We start from the raw sequence: 19,872 nt of genomic DNA, 5'->3' as shown, positions 1-19,872 counted from the left end.
AGATAGTACTGGCTGATCCACTGCTATCGCAGGCAAGCCAGCTCCCACATTGACCGAGTTCCTTCAGGCAGAATTTTTCGAATTCCCAGGAGTTTGCAATGGCGAAGAAACCCAAGGCTGCCACCTTTATCAAAGACCCGCTCTGGTACAAGGACGCGGTGATCTATCAGGTTCACGTCAAATCCTATTTCGACTCCAATAACGACGGCATCGGTGACTTTCCCGGGCTGATCGCCAAACTCGATTACATCGCCGACCTCGGCGTCAACACAATCTGGCTGCTGCCGTTCTACCCGTCGCCACGTCGCGATGACGGCTATGACATCGCCGAGTACCGTGGCGTGCACAGCGACTACGGGACCATGGCCGACGCCAAGCGTTTTATCGCCGAGGCGCACAAACGCGGGCTGCGGGTGATCACCGAATTGGTGATCAACCACACCTCCGACCAGCACCCGTGGTTCCAGCGTGCGCGCAAGGCCAAGCCGGGCTCGGCGGCGCGGGATTTCTACGTGTGGTCGGATGACGACCAGAAATACGACGGCACGCGGATCATTTTCCTCGACACCGAGAAGTCCAACTGGACCTGGGACCCGGTCGCCGGCCAGTACTTCTGGCACCGCTTCTATTCCCACCAGCCGGACCTTAATTTCGACAACCCGCAGGTGATGAAAGCCGTGCTGTCGGTGATGCGCTATTGGCTGGACATGGGCATCGACGGCCTGCGCCTGGATGCGATCCCGTATTTGATCGAGCGCGACGGCACCAATAACGAAAACCTGCCCGAAACCCATGACGTGCTCAAGCAGATCCGCGCCGAGATCGACGCGCATTACCCGGACCGCATGCTGCTCGCCGAAGCCAACCAGTGGCCGGAAGACACGCAGCTGTATTTCGGTGACAAAAAGGGCGACGACGGCGATGAATGCCATATGGCCTTTCACTTTCCGCTGATGCCGCGCATGTACATGGCGCTGGCCCAGGAGGACCGTTTCCCGATCACCGATATTTTGCGCCAGACCCCGGAGATCCCCGCCAACTGCCAGTGGGCGATCTTCCTGCGCAACCACGATGAACTGACGCTGGAGATGGTCACCGACAAAGAGCGTGACTACCTGTGGAACTACTACGCTGCCGACCGCCGCGCGCGGATCAACCTGGGCATTCGTCGACGCCTAGCGCCGCTGATGGAGCGCGACCGCCGCCGCGTCGAGCTGCTGAACAGCCTGCTGCTGTCGATGCCTGGCACGCCGACCCTGTATTACGGCGACGAGATCGGCATGGGCGACAACATCTACCTGGGCGACCGCGACGGTGTGCGTACGCCGATGCAGTGGTCCATCGACCGTAACGGCGGTTTCTCCCGCGCCGACCCGGCCAGCCTGGTGCTGCCGCCGATCCAGGACCCGCAATACGGTTACCAGTCGGTCAACGTCGAAACCCAGGCCCAGGACCCGCACTCGCTGCTCAACTGGACCCGGCGCATGCTCGCGGTGCGCAAGCAGTCCAAGGCGTTTGGCCGTGGCAGCTTGAAAATGCTCTCGCCGAGCAACCGCCGCATTCTCGCGTATACCCGCGAGTTCACCGGTGAAGACGGCCGCACTGAAATCATCCTGTGCGTCGCCAATGTGTCGCGCAGTGCCCAGGCTGCCGAGCTGGACCTGTCGGCGTTCGCCGGCATGGTGCCGGTGGAAATGCTGGGCGGTAACGCCTTCCCGCCCATCGGCCAGCTGAATTTCCTGCTGACCCTGGCGCCGTATGGCTTCTATTGGTTTGTGCTGGCGGCGGAAAACCAGATGCCGAGCTGGCACGTGGAGCCGGCGCAAAGCATGCCGGACTTCACCACCCTGGTGCTGAAAAAACGTATGGAAGAACTCCTCGAAGAACCCTCTCGCGCTGCCCTGGAGCAAACTTCCCTCCCGGCCTGGCTGCCTAAACGGCGTTGGTTCGCCGGCAAAGACACGGCCATCGACAACGTGCGCATCGCGTACGGCGTGCGCTTTGGCGATCCGCAGCATCCGGTGTTGCTCAGCGAGCTGGAAGTCACTGCCGGTGGCCAGGTCAGCCGTTACCAGCTGCCGTTTGGCTTTTTGGGCGAAGACCAGTTCACCAGCGCCTTGCCGCAGCAACTGGCGCTGGCCCGCGTACGGCGTGTGCGTCAGGTCGGGCTGGTGACTGACGCGTTCAGCCTCGAGCACTTTATCCGCGCGGTGATCCAGGGCATGCAGGCCGGCACGGTGCTGAACTCGAGCGACGGCGATCTGCGCTTCGAGGGCACCAAGCACCTGACCAAGTTGCAACTGGGCGAGGAGTCGGCAGTGCGTTATTTGTCGGCCGAACAGTCCAACAGCTCGGTGGTGGTGGGCGAGAGCCTGGTGCTCAAGCTGATTCGCAAGGTCAGCGCCGGGGTGCACCCGGAGCTGGAGATGAGCGCCTACCTGACCGCCGCCGATTACCCGAACATCTCACCGCTGCTGGGCTCGATGGTGCGCCATGACGCGCAGGGCGATGACAACTTGCTGATGATTGCCCAGGGCTACCTCAGCAACCAGGGCGACGCCTGGAGCTGGACCCAGAACAACCTCGAGCGGGCGATCCGCGACGAGCTGGCCGAAGCCATCTCCGAACAGGAGCAGCACTACAACGCCCTCGGCGAGTTGGCGGACTTCGCCGGGTTGCTCGGGCAGCGCCTCGGCGAAATGCACGGCGTGCTGGGTGCGCCCACGACCAACAAAGACTTCAAGCCTGAAGCGACTACGGCCAAAGACACCCAGGCCTGGGCCAAGGATGTCGGTGCGCAGATCGACCGCGCGCTGCAGTTGCTCAAGGTGCATCAAAGCCAATTGAACCCTGCCGACCAAGCATTGGTCAGTGATTTGCTGGCGCAGAAAAAAGCCATCACCGGTCACGTGCAGGCGCTGGCAAAGGCCACGTTGGGCGGGTTGCGTATTCGGGTTCACGGTGACTTGCACCTGGGCCAGGTGCTGGTGGTGAAGGGCGATGCCTACCTGATCGACTTTGAAGGCGAGCCCGCGCGGCCCCTGCATGAGCGGCGCGGCAAGCACAGCCCGTATAAGGATGTGAGTGGCGTGTTGCGCTCGTTTGATTACGCAGCGGCCATGGCCCTGAATGTTCAGGGCGTAGACCACTCACCGGAGGCGGACGCCTCGCGCAAACGCGTGACCGACCGTTACCTGATAGAAGCGCGCCAGGCATTTATCCAGGCATATCAAGCGGCTACGTCTACACTGGCGCATGACTGGCAGGATGCCAAAGGCCAGGACGCCGCGCTGACGTTGTTCAGCCTGGAGAAGGCCGCGTATGAAGTGGCTTACGAAGCGGAAAACCGCCCCACCTGGCTGCCGGTGCCCCTGCAAGGGCTGCACGGTTTGCTGAGCGGGCTAACACCTTTATCGAACACTGTACGCGGTGGGGAGACGTCATGAGCTTTACACATAAAGAACCGCTGCAGCCGAAATTGACTGCATTGCCGGCGTCCAAGGACGTCGAAGCGCTGGTGCGCGCCGAGCACCATGATCCGTTCTCGATCCTGGGGCCGCACGACGATGAGCAGGGCGGGCAATTTATCCGCGCGTTCCTGCCTGAAGCGCTGAGCGTCCACGTGCTGGCGCGAGACAGCGGCGAGCAGATCGGCAGCCTCGACGCGAGCCAGGTGCCGGGTTTGTTTGTCGGGCACTTCTCGACGCGCCAGGCTTATCTGCTGAAAATCCAGTGGGCCGGCGGTGAGCAGATCACCGAAGACCCTTACAGCTTCCAGCAACTGCTGCTGGGCGAGATGGACCTGTACCTGTTTGCCGAAGGCAATCACCGTGACCTCAGCAGTTGCCTGGGCGCGCAAGTGACCAGCGTCGATGGCGTGCACGGTGTACGTTTCGCCGTATGGGCACCGAATGCGCGGCGCGTGTCGGTGGTCGGCGACTTCAATATCTGGGACGGTCGTCGTCATCCGATGCGCCTGCGGCATCCGTCCGGCGTATGGGAGATCTTTATCCCACGCCTGGAACCGGGCGCGGCCTACAAGTACGAAATTCTCGGCGCCCACGGGATTCTGCCGCTCAAGGCCGACCCGATGGCACTCGCTACCCAGTTGCCGCCCGACACCGCCTCGAAAGTCGCCGCGCCGTTGCAGGTGGACTGGCAGGACCATGAGTGGATGCAATCGCGGGTCGAACGCCAGAAAACCTCGGCGCCGCTGTCGATCTACGAGCTGCATGTGGGCTCGTGGCAGTGCGAGCTGGACGAGGCGGGCGAAGTCGCGCGCCAATACAACTGGCGTGAGCTGGCTGAACGGCTGGTGCCGTATGTGCAGCAATTGGGTTTTACCCACGTTGAGCTGATGCCGATCATGGAACACCCGTTCGGCGGCTCCTGGGGTTACCAGGCGCTGTCACAGTTCGCCCCGACCGCGCGGTTTGGTTCGCCGGAAGACTTCGCGTACTTCATCAATGCACTGCACCAGGCCGAGATCGGCGTGATCCTTGACTGGGTGCCGGCGCATTTCCCCACCGATACCCACGGCCTGGCGCAATTTGACGGCACTGCGCTGTACGAGTACGCCAACCCGCTGGAAGGTTTTCACCAGGATTGGGACACCCTGATCTACAACCTGGGCCGCACCGAAGTCCATGGCTTTATGCTGGCCTCGGCGCTGCACTGGCTCAAGCACTTCCACATTGATGGCCTGCGCGTGGATGCGGTGGCGTCGATGCTCTACCGCGACTATTCGCGCAAAGCCGGCGAGTGGGTGCCCAACCGCCATGGCGGGCGCGAGAACCTCGAAGCCATCGACTTCCTGCGCCACTTGAACGACGTGGTGGCCCTGGAAGCGCCCGGCGCCCTGGTGATTGCCGAAGAGTCCACGGCCTGGCCCGGCGTCAGCCAGCCAACCCAACAGGGCGGCCTGGGGTTCAACTACAAGTGGAACATGGGCTGGATGCACGATTCGCTGCATTACATCCAGCAGGACCCGGTGTACCGCGCCCATCACCATAACGAGCTGAGTTTCGGCCTGGTGTATGCCTGGTCCGAGCGCTTTATCCTGCCGATCTCCCATGATGAAGTGGTGCACGGCAAGCACTCGTTGATCGACAAGATGCCCGGCGACCGCTGGCAGAAATTCGCCAACCTGCGTGCCTACCTGGCGTTCATGTGGATGCACCCTGGCAAGAAACTGCTGTTCATGGGCTGCGAATTCGGCCAGTGGCGCGAGTGGAACCACGATCAGCAACTGGACTGGTACCTGTTGCAGTACGCCGAACACAAAGGCGTGCAAAAGCTGGTCGGCGACTTGAACCGCCTGTACCGCGAGGAGCCTGCGCTGCACGAACAGGATGACGCGCCCCAGGGCTTCCAGTGGTTGATCGGTGACGATGCAATCAACAGCGTCTTCGCCTGGCTGCGCTGGAGCAAGGATGGCAAGCCGGTGCTGGTAGTGGCCAACTTCACCCCGGTGCCGCGTGCGGCGTATGCCGTCGGCGTGCCCTTTGCCGGGCGCTGGAGCGAGGTGCTCAACAGCGATGCCGAGCAGTATGCCGGCTCCAATTACGGCAATGGCGGGGCGGTCTTTACCCAGGATGAGCCTCGTCACGGGCAGGCGGTGTCGCTGTCGTTGAATCTGCCGCCGCTTGGGGTGCTGATTCTGCGGCCGGAATCGCTTTAAAGGCTCTACCATGCCGGATTCTGTTGTCCGCGCTACTGGCAGGGTGCCACAATGGCGCCTTTGTCGTGGCAGTCGAATCGGGCGAATTTCATGAATGGCCTTGGGCGTGGGCAGGACCAGGATTGTTTTATAGAAGAACAGGTGCGCACTGACCGTCTGCACCAGTTGTTCCGGCAATCGTTTGCCGCCATTTTTGGCAGTTACCTGGCCGCAGTCATGCTTTGCTGGCTGTGCTGGGACCGGTTTGACCACCAGGTCATGCTGGTCTGGCTCATCGCGCTGGCGGGCTCGTCGCTGTTACGCGTGCAGATGTTCATGGAATGGTTTCGCTGCCCGCATGCCGAGCGCACCCCGGCCCGCTGGGAACGCCGCTATTGCGTCACGCTGATGCTGTCGGCGGGGATCTGGGGCATGGGCGCCTTCGCGGTCATGCCCACCGATGACCGCTTGTCCCAGGCCTTGGTGATGTTGTTCACCGTGGGTATGTCGGTCAGCGCGGTGTCGTGCTATTCGGCGTACCGCTACCTGACATTGGCCTCCATGGCCCTGGTGCTGCTGCCCTGCACGTTATGGCTGTTGTTTCAGCCGTCATCGATGCAAGTGGGCGTCGGCATCGCGGTGCTGGTGTTTTCGACCTTTGTGGTCAGTGCCACGCGTAAATTCTCCGACGCGCTGGAAAAAGCCTTTCGCCTCACCCGGCAAATGGAACGTGCCCACAACATTTCAACGCGCGCCGCACAGACCGATGAACTTACCGGCCTGATGAACCGCCGCGCGTTTTTTGAACATGCCCAAGTGTTGTACGCGCAGTGTCGGCATAACCAGCAGCCGCTGTGTGCGCTGATGCTGGACATGGACCACTTCAAACAGATCAACGATACCTACGGCCACCAGGCCGGTGACCAGGTGTTGCGCCAGATTGGCGGGGTGATCAGCGCGTCGTTCCGCAAGGCGGACGTGTATGGGCGCCTGGGTGGCGAAGAGTTTGCGGTGTTGCTGCCCAATACGTCGTTGGACACCGCGCGGGATATCGCCGAGCAATTGATCAAGTCGATTTCCGGCCTGGTCTCGGAACCGGTGCATGGCCTGACCGCCAGCCTGGGTGTGGCGTCCACCCACAGCCTCGACCAGGACCTGCACGGCCTGATGAACACCGCGGACAAGGCGTTGTATCGCGCCAAGGCCCTGGGGCGTAATCAGGTGGCCGTTGCGGAGTAAGCCTCAGTCCCTGAGCATGGCCTTGGCCAGCGCCCGCGCAACCTGGTCGGCGGAGTAGGGCTTGGCGAGGAACTCGAAGCCTTCATAGCCACTGTCTGCCAGTTCTTCGCTATAGCCGGAGGTCAGTACCACCGGCAGGTCCGGCCGACGCTCGCGCAGCAGCTTGGCCATGGCCACGCCGGTGATCCCCGGCATCACCACATCCGAAAACACTGCGTCGAAGACCCTCGCGTCGGGGCCGGCGACTGCCAGAGCTTGTTCGGCGTCGGTTACCCAGCTGGTCTGGTAGCCGAGGTCCTGGAGGATCTGGCTGGCAAAGCGGCCCACTTCCAGGTTGTCTTCCACGATCAGGATATGGTGCTGCGCCGCGTCGTGCGGCGCGTATTGAGCTTCTGCCGACTGCTCGTGCGGCAAGGCCTGCGGCTCGGCTTCCGGCAGGTACAGGGTAAACACGCTGCCGTGGCCGAGGGTGCTGGCCACGTCGACGTTGCCGCCGGACTGCTTGGCAAAGCCGAACACCTGCGACAGCCCGAGCCCGGTGCCTTTGCCGACCGACTTGGTGGTAAAGAACGGCTCGAAGATATGCTCCAAAGCGTCGCTGGCGATCCCGCTGCCGGTGTCGGCCAGGGAGACTGTCACGAACGGCTGATGCGACTCGGCATCGCCTCGGATGCGCGGCAAACTGGAAGCGGTTGCCACGCGCAGGGTCAGGGTGCCTTTGCCATTCATGGCGTCGCGTGCATTGAGGGCGATGTTGATCAGTGCGGTTTCAAACTGGCTGGAGTCGACCCGCACGTGGCACGGGCTGTCGGGCAGCTCGACCTGCACATGAATGCGCGCGCCGGTGACGCTTTCGAGCATCTCGCCGATATTCTTGACCCGCAGGCACACGTCGAACACTTCCGGGTTGAGTGGTTGGCGGCGGGCAAACGCGAGCAATTGGCTGGTGAGCTTGCTGGCGCGCTCCACGGTGTCCGACACCGCGCCCATGTAGCGCTGGCGCCGTTCCTCGGACAGCCCCGGCTGGCGCAGGAAGTCCACCGACGAGCGAATGATTGTCAGCAGGTTGTTGAAGTCGTGGGCCACGCCACCGGTCAATTGGCCGATGGCTTCGAGCTTTTGCGACTGGCGCAGGGCGGCTTCGGCCTGGGTGAGGGCGGTGGTGCGTTCCTCGACGCGCTGTTCCAGGGTCGCGTTGAGCTCGGTAAATGCCGCCAGGCCTTCCCGCACGGCGACGTCGGCACGTACCCGCTCGATGTGCGCCCAGGAGCGCTCGGTGACTTCTCCCACCAGCGCCAGGTCGTAAGGCGACCAGGCACGCGCATTTTTGTGATGCACGGCCATCAGCGCGGTGAGCCGGCCGTTCTTGATCAGCGGGAAACACACGGTGGCCAAGGCGCCCAGGGCCTGGAAACTGGCGGCAATCTGCGGTTCGAATTCGATACGGTTGTCCTGTACCACCACCGGTTCGCCGGCGTGCAGCAGCTTTACCGCCAACGGGCCGAACGACGCCAGGCTGTAATGGCCGACGATGCTCGGTGAGCCGGGCGCGGCCCAATTGCCGCGAATGGTAAAGCCGTCTTCATCGGCATCCATGTCGGCGTAGGCGCAATTGGACACCTGCAAGTGCTCGGCGAGCAGGCGAGTGGTGGTGGACATGATGGATTCGGCATCGTTGGCGTTGGCCACGGCACTGCCGATGGCGTCGAGCACGGCCAGACGGCGCGTGAGAAACACCGTGGCGGTGGTTTCGGTGACCGTGTCCAGAATGCCCACGACCTTGCCCTGAGCGTCGCGGATCGGGCTGTAGCAAAAGGTGAAATAAACCTGCTCGGGGCCCGCACCGCGCTCGATCACCAGCGGGTAGTTTTCGATATAGGTGGCATGCCCTTCGAAAGCCGCGTTCGCGATGGGCGCGAGCTCGTCCCACACCTCACGCCAGGTTTCGCTGAACGGCTGTCCCAAGCAGTGGGTTTTTTCGCCAAGAATCGGCACGAACGCATCGTTGTAGAGCGTGATCAGGTGGGGCCCCCAGACGATCGCCTGGGGGAAGCTCGAGGCAAAACACAGCGCCACGGTGGTTTTGAGCACGTCGGGCCACTGCTCCAGCGACCCCAGGGGCGTACTTGCCCAATCATGCTGGCGAACCCGCTCAGCCATGTCGCTGCTGCTTTGCAGCCAATTCATCATTGGGTGAACACCTTGTTTGCCACAGTCGGTCGAAGGCCTGAAGAGATCAGGCTAACTAGCTACTGACCGGAATGGCCGCTGCCAGTTCAGCAGAATTATCCATGAGATGGCAGAATGATGCTTCATCCTTTTGAATGGATTGGATAAATCCATATGGCTGGGTTCGCACTTTACTGCGCGGTCCCGAATACGCCCGTCCAATAAATCCCCGCATCACTCTTCGGGTCCATGGCGTACGCCGCGCCCAATTCGCGAAATTGCGGGTTCATCAGGTTGGCGCAATGGCCGGGGCTGGCCAGCCAGCCGTCCACCACGCGGCGTGGGGTGTCGAGGCCGGCAGCGATATTTTCGCCGATGTTTTTTGCGGTATACCCAGCCAGCTCGGCACGGTCGCCGGGGGTGCGCCCGTCGTGGTCGAGGTGGTCGAAAAAGTTGCCGTTGGCCATGTTGCGCGTATGGCTGTTGGCCGCACCGGCCAGGTCATCGTTCCAGGACAGCGGCGTGGTGGCGTTGAACGCCTGGGTGCCGCACTGGCGCGGTTGCGAACGGGCGGCGTTGATCAGCGTGAGCAGTTGCTTGCCTTCGGTCTGCCAATCGCCCAGGCCACTGGACAGCAGCGGGCGGGCCAGCACGATGCGCCAGTCCTGCCCGCTGTTACTCACGCCGATGTCGACAAATTGCGGGTCCAGCACCACGCGGCAGAAACTCTCGCGCACCGCCTTCATGGCCGCCTGGGCATCCTTGGGCCCGGACAGGCTGATGGCCTGCACGTTGACCATCGGGTACGCAGCCCGCGCGAGCGCCTGCTGCAAATCGCCGACGTTGGTGGCCGGCAGCACCAGCCGCGTATCGCTGGCCAGCGGCGGCAGTTCCTGGGAACCCTGGTCGCCGCAGCGCTGAACCTGGCTGCGGTATTCGTTGATCTGTTGCACCAGCAGACTTTCTTCATTCGCCATCGCGCTGGCGCAGAACACCGTACTGGCGGCCAGCGTCGTAAGACCCATCATCAATGACAGCACGCGCATGGACGTTACCCTTGAGCTTGAAAGTGCCCATGATGCGCGATGTAACCCGGTCTGGCGCAACGCCTTTTTTGTTTTTTTGCCTCAACGGGTGTTTTTCCTGGCCCTCGCGGCCCCAGGCAAACGCGCGCGCGCTCAATCATCGGCGGGTAACAGGTACAATCCCCCGCAGCCTTGACGCCGTAACCCAGGAATTTGCATGTTCAGCCTTACCCGCTACACCACACCGTGCCCCGAGCCGATCAACAGCCAGATCCTGCAGATGGTGGTGGACAACCTCACCGATATCAGCAGCGTGGCGCTGCCGCCAAGCAACCTGCTCTACAACATTTACCAATACGCGATTGGTTTTGAGGTGCATCTGTACCTCGAAGCGTTGAATGGCGAGAAGGGCATTGCCGTTGAGCTGGTGGTGGCGATGGTCGATGAACAGGTGATCGGCTTTTGCCTGTATCTGCCGGTGAAAGATGACCCACAAGCCTGTGGCATCGCGTTTATGGCGGTGCAGGTCGGTTTCCGGCGTCAGGGCGTGGCGCGCGGCATGCTCCAGGACGTGCTGGCGCATTACCCTCACGCCGAGCTGGCGTGTGCCGTGGAGAAGGTCCCGGCGTTTGAGGCCATGGGCTTTCAGGTGCGCGGCGCGCGCGGCACCCAGGTGCTGATGAACACCCGCGATTACGCCACTGACGGTTTGATGGGCGTGTTGGATGTTGCGTCTATCTATAGCTCGCTGGAAGTACGCCAGATCCATACCTACCTGCTGCAAAAGCATGGCAAGCGGGCGATGGTGGACGCGGAGAAACAGCGCGACCGCCACCTTGACCAGCTTGCGCACAAGGTTCAGCGGTTTCTCACTGCCGCTCGCGGTTGACCATCGCCAGGATCGTCGCGAGCAGCTCCTGCTGCGCCTCTTCACGGCTGACCTCGCCACTCGCCGCCGCCTGGGACAAGGCTTCCGCCGCGCCGAGCATCGCCCGCAAGCCGGCCTGAGGCACCTTGCCACCGGCGGCGAAGGGCGCCAGCGCGTCACGGCATTTGGCGAGGAAAATCGCCTCGTATTCGCGCTTGAGGGTTTCCAGCTCCGGCGAGCTGCTGAGTGCGGCAATCACCCCCGGAATCTCCCGACCTTGCAGCAATACACAGTCGACATAGCGTGAGGCGATCACCCAGGCGCGCTCGTCCAGCGTGGCGGCGGCGGTCTCCAGGGCCTCGGCAAACACCTGGTTCTGGCGCTCATCGAAGTCCTCGTACAGCGCCACCAGCAGCCCGGCACGGGTGGTGAAGTGGTCGTAGACCACCGGCTTGGTTACGCCTGCCAGTTCCGCCAGGCGACCCAGGGTCAGGGCTTCGGTGCCTTCCTCACGCACCAGTTGCCAGGCCACATCGAGTAACTGGCGCAGGCGATCTTCACGCGACAGACGGCGACGGGGCGCGGGGACTTCACTGCTTGACATGCTTATATACCAAAAGTAACTTAGTGGTCGTAACTTACGAAAAGTATATTAAGCCCAGCCGGAGTCAAAGTCATGCACGCATTGATCGTTGTTGCTCATCACGACCCGCAATCCCTCACCCATGCCGTGGCCGCGCAGGTCGCTGGCGGCCTTGTCGCCTGCGGGCACACCTTCGAAATCGCCGACCTCGCCGCCGAAGGTTTCGACCCGCGCTACACCGCCGCCGACCACCTTGTGCACCGCACCCGTGCCACGCCGCCGGCGGATGTGCTGGCCGAACAAGCGCGTATCGACCGCGCTGACGCTCTTGTGCTGGCGTTTCCGATTTATTGGTGGTCGCTGCCGGCCCTGCTCAAAGGTTGGGTGGACCGCGTTTTCGTCAACGGCTGGGCAATCGACTACGGGCCGGACACCCCAGTGGTGAAAAAGCTGCGGCACTTGCAGGTGCACCTGCTGGCGCTGGGCGCCGCCGATGACAGCGCGTTTGATCGGCACGGCTACGCCAAGGCGATGCGCACGCAGATCGACTACGGGATCTTTGATTACTGTGGGGCGAACGTGGTGACGTCCGAGCTGTTACCGGAGTCGGAAGGCGACACCGCGCAGGCGCACCTGAACAAGGCCAAGGCCGTGGGGCAGGGCGTGTTTGCAGCCGAAACGGTCGCCGGCTGAGTCAGCCTTCGCGAAACAGGTCGTGAGCATCCAGCAGGCGGTAGGCGATTTCCGGGCGTTTTTCCATGCCGCGGCGAATCGCTGCCGGAATCGATTGGCGGGTCTTGCGGCACATGCCCGGCAGTTCGTCGATGACAATCTGAATGCCGCGCATGCTCTTGACCTCGGTGTGCCCCGGCGCCACATGCACGCGAATGCCCAATAGCTCGTACATCCGCTGTTGCAGGCGCTCAAGGTCCTGCAGGCTTTGCAGGTCCTCGAGGCGCTCGATCAGCTTCTTTTCTTCCTGGCGCGTCAGCTGCAGGATGCGCTGGTCGGCGCCGGGGGTGTCGAGCAATTGCTCGCGGTTGCAGACGCACGCACCGGGTGGGCAGGGTTGGCGAATGGTCATGTGCAGTGCCTCCCCATTCCGACGTCGAACCGTCAGTAGCTCAGTTGAACCCCAAGGCTGCCCAGGGCCTTCCAGTAGTCAGGATAGGTCTTGGCCACGCAGTCCGGGTCCTGGATGCGAATCCCCGCGATTTTCAGCCCCGCCAGCGCAAAGCACATGGCGATGCGGTGGTCGGCGTGGGTGTCGATCAGCGCATTGCACGAAGTGCCGGCCAGCCCAGGGTCGGCCGCCACCAGCAAGTCGTCGCCTTCAATCGTGGCCAGGCCCGGGCGGATCTGGTTCAGGCCGTCGTGCAGGGCCTGCACACGGTCACATTCCTTGACGCGCAGGTTGGCCAGTTCAGTGAAGCGCACCGGGGTGTTGTTGAACGCGGCGAGCACCGCCAGGGTCGGGATGGCATCCTGCATTTGCGAACCGACCACCGTGGCCTGCATGTTCGGGAACTGCGCGATCACCGCCTGGGCCTTGGCGTCCGGCTGGGTGAAGTCCTGCGCGGCGACGCCGATGTCGATGCGTCCGCCGGTCAGCACCTCGGCGGCCCAAAGATAAGTGGCGGCGGAGGCGTCGGGCTCGATCAGGTAGTCGTGGGCGGTGTAGCCGGTGGGGGCGACGCGCCAGGTGGTGTCGTCGACCACCTCGACCTGCGCGCCGAATGCCCGCATGCAATCCAGGGTGAGGTCCACGTAGCCACGGGCGCCGATGTCCTTGCCGGTCAGCGCGACTTCAATCGGCGCCTCGCCGCAAGCGGCCAGCATCAGCAGGGCCGACACGTACTGGCTGGACAGGCCGCCGTCGATCTCAAAACGTTTGGCCTGGACCTTGCCCGCGCCATGCACGGTGACCGGTGGGCAACCGGTGGGGCTGTCGACCGCGATACCGTTCTGGCGCAGGGTGGCCAGCAGCGGGCCAATGGGGCGTTTTTGCATGTAGTCGTCGCCATCCAGCACCACGGTGCCCTGCACGGTGGCGACGGCCGCGGTGAGAAAACGCATGGCGGTGCCGGCGTTGCCGAGGAACAGCGGCTGGGTGGGCAACTGCAGTTTGCCCTGGCCGGTGACCACGAAGGTGGTGTCGTCCGGCTCGTCGATGATCACGCCCATGTGGCGCAGGGCGACCGACATATGCCGTGTGTCATCGCTTTTCAAGGCGCCGCTCAAGCGGCTGGTGCCCTTGGCCAGGGCCGCCAGCAACAGCGCACGGTTGGTAATGGATTTGGAGCCGGGGGGCGCGACCTTGCCATTGAGGGGGAAATCGGGCGGTGTAACGGTCACGGTTTTCTGCGAACTCAAGGTACAAGGCTCCTGATGCAAGGCAAGGTGGTACGGAGTGGCCGACGGCGCGGACCCGAATAATCGGCCAAACCGGCGGTGCTTGTCGAGGTTTAGCGCAAGGCCAGCCAGTAATCATGCAGCGCGCGCGCCGCCGGCTCGATTTCGCTGACGCGCTGCTGGTGCGCCGCTACATCCAGGTCGGCGGGCAACTCGAAGTTATCCTGCTCGGCGCACCAGGAGATTTTCTCCAGCAGCGCGGCTTGCTCGGCCGGCAGTGGCGGCCAGTTGCCGATCGCTGCGCCACGGATGTAGCCGAAGCACCATTCCTCGGCGAGCGTCACTGCCTGGCCCTGGTGCTCGGTTTCGTCGAAGCGCGCCTTGAAGCCCTGGGCGTCCGTCGCCAGTTGCGCGGCCAGGGTGTTGAGGTGGCGCACGCACAGTTCAAGGAAGCGCTGGGCTTCATCCACACGTTCCCATTGCGGGGTCTGGTCGCCAAATATCGCCGGGAACCACTGCGCCACATCCACCTGGGCCGGGCTGGACACCAGTGCGGTGAAGTAGCCGTCGAGTTCGGCGAGGTTAAGCACCGAATGGTCGTCGCCGTACTTGAGCAGGGTTTCTTCGATAAATTCCAGATCGGCGGGGGCGAGGGGTTGGGCGTGCATGGCATTTCCTTAAACGTCGAGCGCCGCGGTCAGGGCGGCTTAAAGCGCCAAGGATGGCGCTTGGCAAGGTTTTTTGCCAGTCCCGCTTTTGGCCGATGCGCCGTGGTGCACCCTTGTTATAGTTCGAGCCTTATCACTCGCCAGTCAGGGATCACTGCCATGTCCGAATACCAAGCTTTCGTCGTCGAACTCACCGGCAACGTTGCCCATGTGCAGATCAACCGCCCGGAAAAGATCAACGCGATGAACGCGGCGTTCTGGACCGAGATCATCGAGATTTTCCAGTGGGTCGAAGACACCGACGCCGTGCGCGCCGTGGTGCTCAGCGGCGCGGGCAAGGATTTCTCGTCGGGTATCGACCTGATCATGCTGGCGTCGGTGGCCAACGACTTCGGCAAGGACGTGGGCCGTAACGCGCGCCTGTTGCGGCGCAAGATCCTCGAACTGCAAGCCTCGTTCAATGCGGTCGACAACTGCCGCAAGCCGGTGCTGGCGGCGATCCAGGGTTACTGCATTGGCGGCGCCATTGACCTGATCAGCGCCTGTGACATGCGCTACGCCGCCGAGGGCGCGCAGTTCTCGATCAAGGAAATCGACATCGGCATGGCCGCCGACGTTGGTACTTTGCAGCGCCTGCCACGCATTATCGGCGATGGCATGCTGCGTGAACTGGCCTACACCGGCCGCGCGTTCGGCGCCGAAGAAGCGCGCAGCATCGGCCTGGTCAACCGCGTGTATGCCGATCAGCAAAGCCTGTTGGCCGGGGTGTTTGAAATTGCCCATGAAATCGCCGCCAAGTCGCCGATTGCCGTGACCGGCACCAAGGCCATGATCAGCTATATGCGTGACCATACGGTCAATGACGGTCTGGAATACGTTGCCACCTGGAACTCGGCTATGTTGCAATCCAACGACCTGCGTGTGGCCATCGCGGCCCATATGAGTAAGCAGAAACCCGAATTCGTGGATTGACTGACATGACCCCAGGCTGGATTACCACAACGCTGCTGGATAACGACGCCCCCGGCGGCTGGGCTGTCGCCCGTAGCCGCGAGGGCTTTTTGCATGACGCCAATGGCCCGCTGTTTCCGCGGGACTGGCTCAAGCGCCAGGACCTCTCGCTGTTCGCCGAACACGGCATCGGCCACCTCGATGGAGAGCCGGTGTACCTGCTGGAGCTGAATTGCGTCGCCGACGTGCCCGGCTGCAGCTGGCAGGGCCTGCGCGGTTTTATGCTGCAAGGCGATCACACCCTGTACAAAGTGCTGGGCTACGCCGCGCAGATCGGCACCTGGGCGCGCGAGCACCGTTTTTGCGGCAGTTGCGGCCAGGCCATGGTCCAGGTGCCACGCGAACGCGCAATGTACTGCCAGGCCTGCGACCTGCGCAGCTACCCACGCATTTCGCCGAGCATGATCGTGCTGGTGACCCGTGGCGATGAAATCCTGCTGGCGCGCTCACCGCGCTTTGTCACTGGGGTCTACAGCACCTTGGCGGGGTTTGCCGAGCCGGGTGAGTCGGCCGAAGACTGCCTGATCCGCGAAGTGCGCGAAGAAGTGCAGGTCGAGGTCAAGAATATCCAGTACATGGGCAGCCAATGCTGGCCGTTCCCGCATTCGATGATGCTGGGTTTCCATGCCGAGTACGCGGGTGGCGATATCGTGCCCCAGGCCGACGAGATCGAAGACGCGCAGTGGTTCAATATCCATGACCTGCCGCCGTTGCCGGCGTCACGTTCGATTGCGCGTTACCTGATCGACCTCTACCTGGCCCGCCGTCTAGGCCACGCTGAACCAGTGCTGCCAGGCTAGACGCACCGTCAGGCCGAGGACCACGGTGATAAACACCGGGCGAATGAATTTGGCGCCGCCGCTGATCGCGCTGCGTGCGCCAAAGAAAGCGCCCCCCATCACCGAAAAGCCCATCGCCAGGCCGACGATCCAGTCCACCGAGCCGTTGAAGATAAACACCGACAGCGCCGCCGCGTTGCTGACGAAGTTCATGCTGCGCGCCACGCCGCTGGCCTTTACCAGGTCGATGGGGTGCAGCAGCATTGTGCTGACGGTCCAGAACGCGCCCGTGCCGGGCCCGGCCACACCGTCGTAGAAGCCCAGGCCGAAGCCTTGGGTGGCTTGCCATTTTTTCTTGATCGGCGCGTCGGCGTCCAACGGCGCCTTGGGCGTGCCGCCGAACAGCAGGTAAAGGCCGCAGCCGAACACGATCACCGGAAGCATTTTGTTCAGGGTTTCGGCGGGCAGGTAGTGGGCGACCACGGCACCGGCCAGCGCACCGATCAGGGTGCCGACGATCGCGTGCACCCATTGGCGCGGGTGGAAGAGTTTGCGGCGGTAGAAGGTGAAACTGGCGGTGGCGGAGCCGAACGTCGAGCTGAGTTTGTTGGTGCCCAGCACCAGGTGCGGCGGCATGCCGGCGGTGAGCAGCGCCGGGGTGGTGAGCAGCCCGCCGCCACCGGCGATGGCATCGATGAAGCCGGCGATAAACGCCACGAAGGCCAGGATGGCGAGGGTAGTGAGGTCAACGCTGAGTTCGAAGGGCATGGGCAGGGCTTTTTGTCGGCGGGGCGCAGCGAAGGGGCTGCACCAAAGGCCTGCATCTTACCTGCCCGATAGACGCAGAGCCAAATGTGCGATCAGCCGTGACGCTTGTCCAGCCACTCCAGCGCCGTGCGCCAGATGCAAATCCCGAGGAAGTACGCCGACATCACCGACCACAACCCGAACGTCCACGGGTTAGTGTTGGGATAATCCACCACCATCAAAAAGCTGCACAGCAACCAAATCGTGGTCACTGCAATATTCAGCGGCATAAACCGCTTCACCCGGAACGGGTGCAAAAACTTCATCGGGGTCACGGTCAGCAGGGCCAGGCCGATCACCGTGAGCAAGGTCACCCAGGCGTCCGGCTGGATGATGTACACGCACAAGGCAACCACGTTCCAGGCCGCCGGGAAACCGACAAAGTAATTGTCCTTGCTCTTCATGTTCACATTGCAAAAGCAGAACAACGACGACACCAGGATCACCGATACGGTAAACAGATGGGTGAATTCCGGCAGGTCGATATAGCGGTAGATGAACAGCGCAGGAATAAACACGTAGGTCAGGTAATCAATCACCAGGTCCAGCACTGAGCCGTCGAAGCTCGGCAGTACCGTGCTGACATTCACCCGGCGCGCCAGGGAACCATCGACGCCATCCACCACCAGTGCCAGGCCCAGCCACAGCAGGCATGCCTTGGGTGAGTTTTCCAGCAGGGCCAGGGTCGCCAGGAAGGCCAGTACCACGCCGGTGGCGGTAAAGCCGTGGGCGCCCCAGGCTTTGAGTCTGGCTACATGCAGGGTCGATATCACGGGCGGTTCTCCAAAAAGTGAAACGGGGCAGCCGACAGTGTGACACCGTCGAGTCTGGCCGGGGAATGCAGGTATCGACCGGGAAGGGGGGGATAAGGTTCACCACCCGGTGTATTGCTTAGCGTAGCAAGCGTAGGACGTTTCGGCATCAGCCTTGGCGGAACACCAGGGCTTTCAGGCCACTTTGCGCGTCGATATCGGGAAATTCCGGCGGGTTTTCCAGCCGCTCCACGAAGCGCAGGCCCGGTGCTTCGCGGGTGACGCCGTCGATCAGGAAGTCTTCGCCGAACGCCGGGTCGTTCATGCAGGCCAGCACCGTGCCTTGTTGCGTGAGCAGGTCCGGCAGGCGGCGCAGGACACGCTGGTAGTCCTTGGTCAGCAGAAAGCTGCCTTTCTGAAAGGACGGTGGGTCGATGATCACCAGGTCGTAGGGGCCGCTGTGGGTGACCTTGGCCCAAGATTTGAACAAGTCGTGGCCCAGGAAGCTGACGTTGCTCAAGTCATGACCATTCAGGCGATGGTTGTCGCGGCCGCGGCTCAGGGCGCCACGCGCCATGTCGAGGTTGACCACGTGGTCGGCGCCGCCTTCAATGGCGGCCACGGAAAACCCGCAGGTGTAAGCGAACAGGTTGAGCACGCGCTGGCCCTTGGCCTGTTCGCGCACCCAGTGGCGGCCGTAGCGCATGTCGAGGAACAACCCGCTGTTCTGTTTTTTACCCAGGTCGATCAGGTAGCGCAGACCGCCTTCGGTGATGATCAGTTCCTCAATCGCGTCACCCACCAGCCACTCGGTGGTGCTCTGGGGCAGATAGCGGTGCTGCAGCGCGAGCGTGTGCGCGCCGAATTGCGCCCAGTCGATCTGCAGCAACAGCTGCTTCAAGGCGTCCAGCTGTGCAGGCTCGGGTTCCTTGAACAGCGCCACCAGCACCACGCCTTGCAGCCAGTCCACGGTCAGTTGCTCCAGGCCCGGCCAGCAACGGCCACGGCCGTGGAACAGGCGGCGGGTTTCCGCCGGGGCGCTGGCCAGGGCAGTAAGCAGGTGGGCGTGCAAGGTGGCGAGGGCGTCTGGGGTCATCGTTAAACGTCAGTCATTGAGCGGGCGGCATTTTAAACACAGTTGTGGCTGTTGGTTAGAAAGAAGCGATCAGCGCCGGCCCGAACGCCTCTTTGAGGAACCCCGGCGCGATGTACCGCTCGTAATGCGCCTCGGACAGCAGGAAAAACTCGCGGTCGATCGCATCGCGCAAATCCGCCAGGCTGCGCTCGCGAAACTCCGGCAGCAGCGCCAGCCCGTAGGCATCCAGCTTGGAAATCACCCGCGCGCCCCGCGCAATCAGCTGGTAGGCCCAGCAGTAGGGCGACTGGTGCGGCATAAAGCGAATCTTGCGGTCTTCCAGCTGCTGGCGCAGGCGCTGCGGGTCGAACACTTCCAGCTTGCTGGCCATCACCTGCACCAATAGCTGTTCGAGGCGCAGCCATACCGCCTGTTTTTCGTCGGCGTTGTAGCCATTCCACTGGATGACTTCATGGTGATAACGCTTGCAGCCCCGGCAGACCAGGTCACCGTAAACGGTGGAGCACAGGCCGACGCAAGGGGTCTTGATGGTTTGGTTAGGCATAAATAGTTGTACGCAGTCTTAAGAACACAGATAGGCATGTGGGAGCAGGCTTGCTCGCGAATACGCAGTGTCAGTCACTGTAACGGGTTCTGATACACCGCTTTCGCGAGCAAGCCCGCTTCCACATTTTTAGATCTGCGTCGAAGATTAATCCCAGCTCAGCGCGCCGCCAGTCTGGTACTCGATCACACGGGTCTCAAAGAAATTCTTCTCTTTCTTCAAATCCATAATCTCGCTCATCCAAGGGAACGGGTTAGTCGTCCCCGGATACTCTTCCTTCAGCCCAATCTGCGACAGACGACGGTTCGCGATGAACTTGA

At 62.5% G+C, this 19,872-nt stretch carries 17 protein-coding genes and 1 pseudogene; 7 read left to right on the top strand and 11 right to left on the bottom strand.

The features are described from left to right. The first annotated feature begins 98 nt into the window (after positions 1–98). The 3 genes from treS to WBR57_RS18010 are packed head-to-tail and all read left to right on the top strand — an operon-like array spanning position 99 to position 6,898. On the top strand, positions 99–3,446 hold the full coding sequence (gene treS / locus WBR57_RS18020) for a maltose alpha-D-glucosyltransferase (RefSeq protein WP_424085220.1): 3,348 nt from the start codon (positions 99–101) through the stop codon (positions 3,444–3,446). Continuing rightward, entirely contained in the window at positions 3,443–5,680 is a 2,238-nt protein-coding gene (gene glgB, locus WBR57_RS18015) for a 1,4-alpha-glucan branching protein GlgB (protein WP_424085218.1), read from the top strand. The genes treS and glgB overlap by 4 nt, the downstream gene beginning before the upstream one ends. A gap of 51 nt (positions 5,681–5,731) precedes the next feature. Further along, positions 5,732–6,898: a diguanylate cyclase gene (locus WBR57_RS18010; RefSeq protein ID WP_424085216.1), complete on the top strand. Its 1,167-nt coding sequence runs from the start codon at positions 5,732–5,734 to the stop codon at positions 6,896–6,898. 3 nt (positions 6,899–6,901) lie between these two features. Here WBR57_RS18010 and WBR57_RS18005 read toward each other — a convergent pair whose 3' ends face one another. Both WBR57_RS18005 and WBR57_RS18000 read right to left on the bottom strand, forming a co-directional pair. After that, positions 6,902–9,088 (bottom strand): GAF domain-containing protein, encoded by a 2,187-nt coding sequence (locus WBR57_RS18005; protein WP_424085214.1) that lies wholly within the window; start codon positions 9,086–9,088, stop codon positions 6,902–6,904. A gap of 170 nt (positions 9,089–9,258) precedes the next feature. Then, entirely contained in the window at positions 9,259–10,113 is an 855-nt protein-coding gene (locus WBR57_RS18000) for a CAP domain-containing protein (RefSeq protein ID WP_424085212.1), read from the bottom strand. A 196-nt stretch (positions 10,114–10,309) separates the two neighbouring features. Between WBR57_RS18000 and WBR57_RS17995 the strand changes: the two genes are divergently transcribed. Further along, entirely contained in the window at positions 10,310–10,981 is a 672-nt protein-coding gene (locus tag WBR57_RS17995; RefSeq protein ID WP_424085210.1) for a GNAT family N-acetyltransferase, read from the top strand. Here WBR57_RS17995 and WBR57_RS17990 read toward each other — a convergent pair. Further along, on the bottom strand, positions 10,962–11,564 hold the full coding sequence (locus WBR57_RS17990; RefSeq protein ID WP_424085208.1) for a TetR/AcrR family transcriptional regulator: 603 nt from the start codon (positions 11,562–11,564) through the stop codon (positions 10,962–10,964). The two genes, WBR57_RS17995 and WBR57_RS17990, sit on opposite strands and share 20 nt — an antisense overlap. A gap of 72 nt (positions 11,565–11,636) precedes the next feature. Between WBR57_RS17990 and WBR57_RS17985 the strand changes: the two genes are divergently transcribed. After that, positions 11,637–12,236 carry an NAD(P)H-dependent oxidoreductase gene (locus tag WBR57_RS17985; RefSeq protein ID WP_424085206.1) on the top strand — a complete coding sequence of 200 codons (600 nt, stop codon included), beginning with the start codon at positions 11,637–11,639 and terminating at the stop codon, positions 12,234–12,236. Position 12,237: 1 nt separating this feature from the next. Here WBR57_RS17985 and WBR57_RS17980 read toward each other — a convergent pair whose 3' ends face one another. The 3 genes from WBR57_RS17980 to WBR57_RS17970 all read right to left on the bottom strand — a co-directional run bounded on the left by WBR57_RS17980 (position 12,238) and on the right by WBR57_RS17970 (position 14,563). Further along, on the bottom strand, positions 12,238–12,627 hold the full coding sequence (locus WBR57_RS17980; protein WP_424085204.1) for a hypothetical protein: 390 nt from the start codon (positions 12,625–12,627) through the stop codon (positions 12,238–12,240). 32 nt (positions 12,628–12,659) lie between these two features. Next, positions 12,660–13,916, bottom strand: a complete 1,257-nt coding sequence (locus WBR57_RS17975; RefSeq protein WP_424085202.1) for a 3-phosphoshikimate 1-carboxyvinyltransferase — start codon at positions 13,914–13,916, stop codon at positions 12,660–12,662. 92 nt (positions 13,917–14,008) lie between these two features. Then, positions 14,009–14,563: a UPF0149 family protein gene (locus WBR57_RS17970; protein WP_424085200.1), complete on the bottom strand. Its 555-nt coding sequence runs from the start codon at positions 14,561–14,563 to the stop codon at positions 14,009–14,011. Positions 14,564–14,722: 159 nt separating this feature from the next. Here WBR57_RS17970 and WBR57_RS17965 point away from each other — a divergent pair, with 159 nt between their 5' ends. Further along, positions 14,723–15,535 (top strand): crotonase/enoyl-CoA hydratase family protein, encoded by an 813-nt coding sequence (locus WBR57_RS17965; RefSeq protein ID WP_424085198.1) that lies wholly within the window; start codon positions 14,723–14,725, stop codon positions 15,533–15,535. Between the two features lie 5 nt (positions 15,536–15,540). After that, complete coding sequence (gene nudC / locus WBR57_RS17960) at positions 15,541–16,374, top strand: NAD(+) diphosphatase (protein WP_424085197.1); 834 nt, start codon at positions 15,541–15,543, stop codon at positions 16,372–16,374. On the opposite strand, the gene WBR57_RS17955 is transcribed toward nudC, so the two are convergent. From WBR57_RS17955 to WBR57_RS17935, 5 genes and pseudogenes are all read right to left on the bottom strand, one after another. Beyond that, on the bottom strand, positions 16,342–17,121 hold the full coding sequence (locus WBR57_RS17955; protein WP_424085195.1) for a TSUP family transporter: 780 nt from the start codon (positions 17,119–17,121) through the stop codon (positions 16,342–16,344). The genes nudC and WBR57_RS17955 overlap by 33 nt on opposite strands. Before the next feature lie 92 nt (positions 17,122–17,213). Further along, positions 17,214–17,933, bottom strand: a complete 720-nt coding sequence (pcsA, locus tag WBR57_RS17950; protein ID WP_424085193.1) for a phosphatidylcholine synthase — start codon at positions 17,931–17,933, stop codon at positions 17,214–17,216. A gap of 148 nt (positions 17,934–18,081) precedes the next feature. Further along, positions 18,082–19,008 (bottom strand): class I SAM-dependent methyltransferase, encoded by a 927-nt coding sequence (locus tag WBR57_RS17945; protein ID WP_424085191.1) that lies wholly within the window; start codon positions 19,006–19,008, stop codon positions 18,082–18,084. Positions 19,009–19,063: 55 nt separating this feature from the next. Then, positions 19,064–19,552 carry a DUF1289 domain-containing protein gene (locus WBR57_RS17940; RefSeq protein WP_424085189.1) on the bottom strand — a complete coding sequence of 163 codons (489 nt, stop codon included), beginning with the start codon at positions 19,550–19,552 and terminating at the stop codon, positions 19,064–19,066. A gap of 147 nt (positions 19,553–19,699) precedes the next feature. After that, positions 19,700–19,872: pseudogene (locus WBR57_RS17935) on the bottom strand (ribonucleotide-diphosphate reductase subunit beta); the annotation flags it as partial.

This window comes from Pseudomonas sp. (assembly GCF_049590575.1).
Taxonomy (GTDB): Bacteria; Pseudomonadota; Gammaproteobacteria; order Pseudomonadales; family Pseudomonadaceae; genus Aquipseudomonas.
Note: the sequence above shows the minus strand (reverse complement) of the source record. Positions and strands in the feature narration are given on the sequence as shown.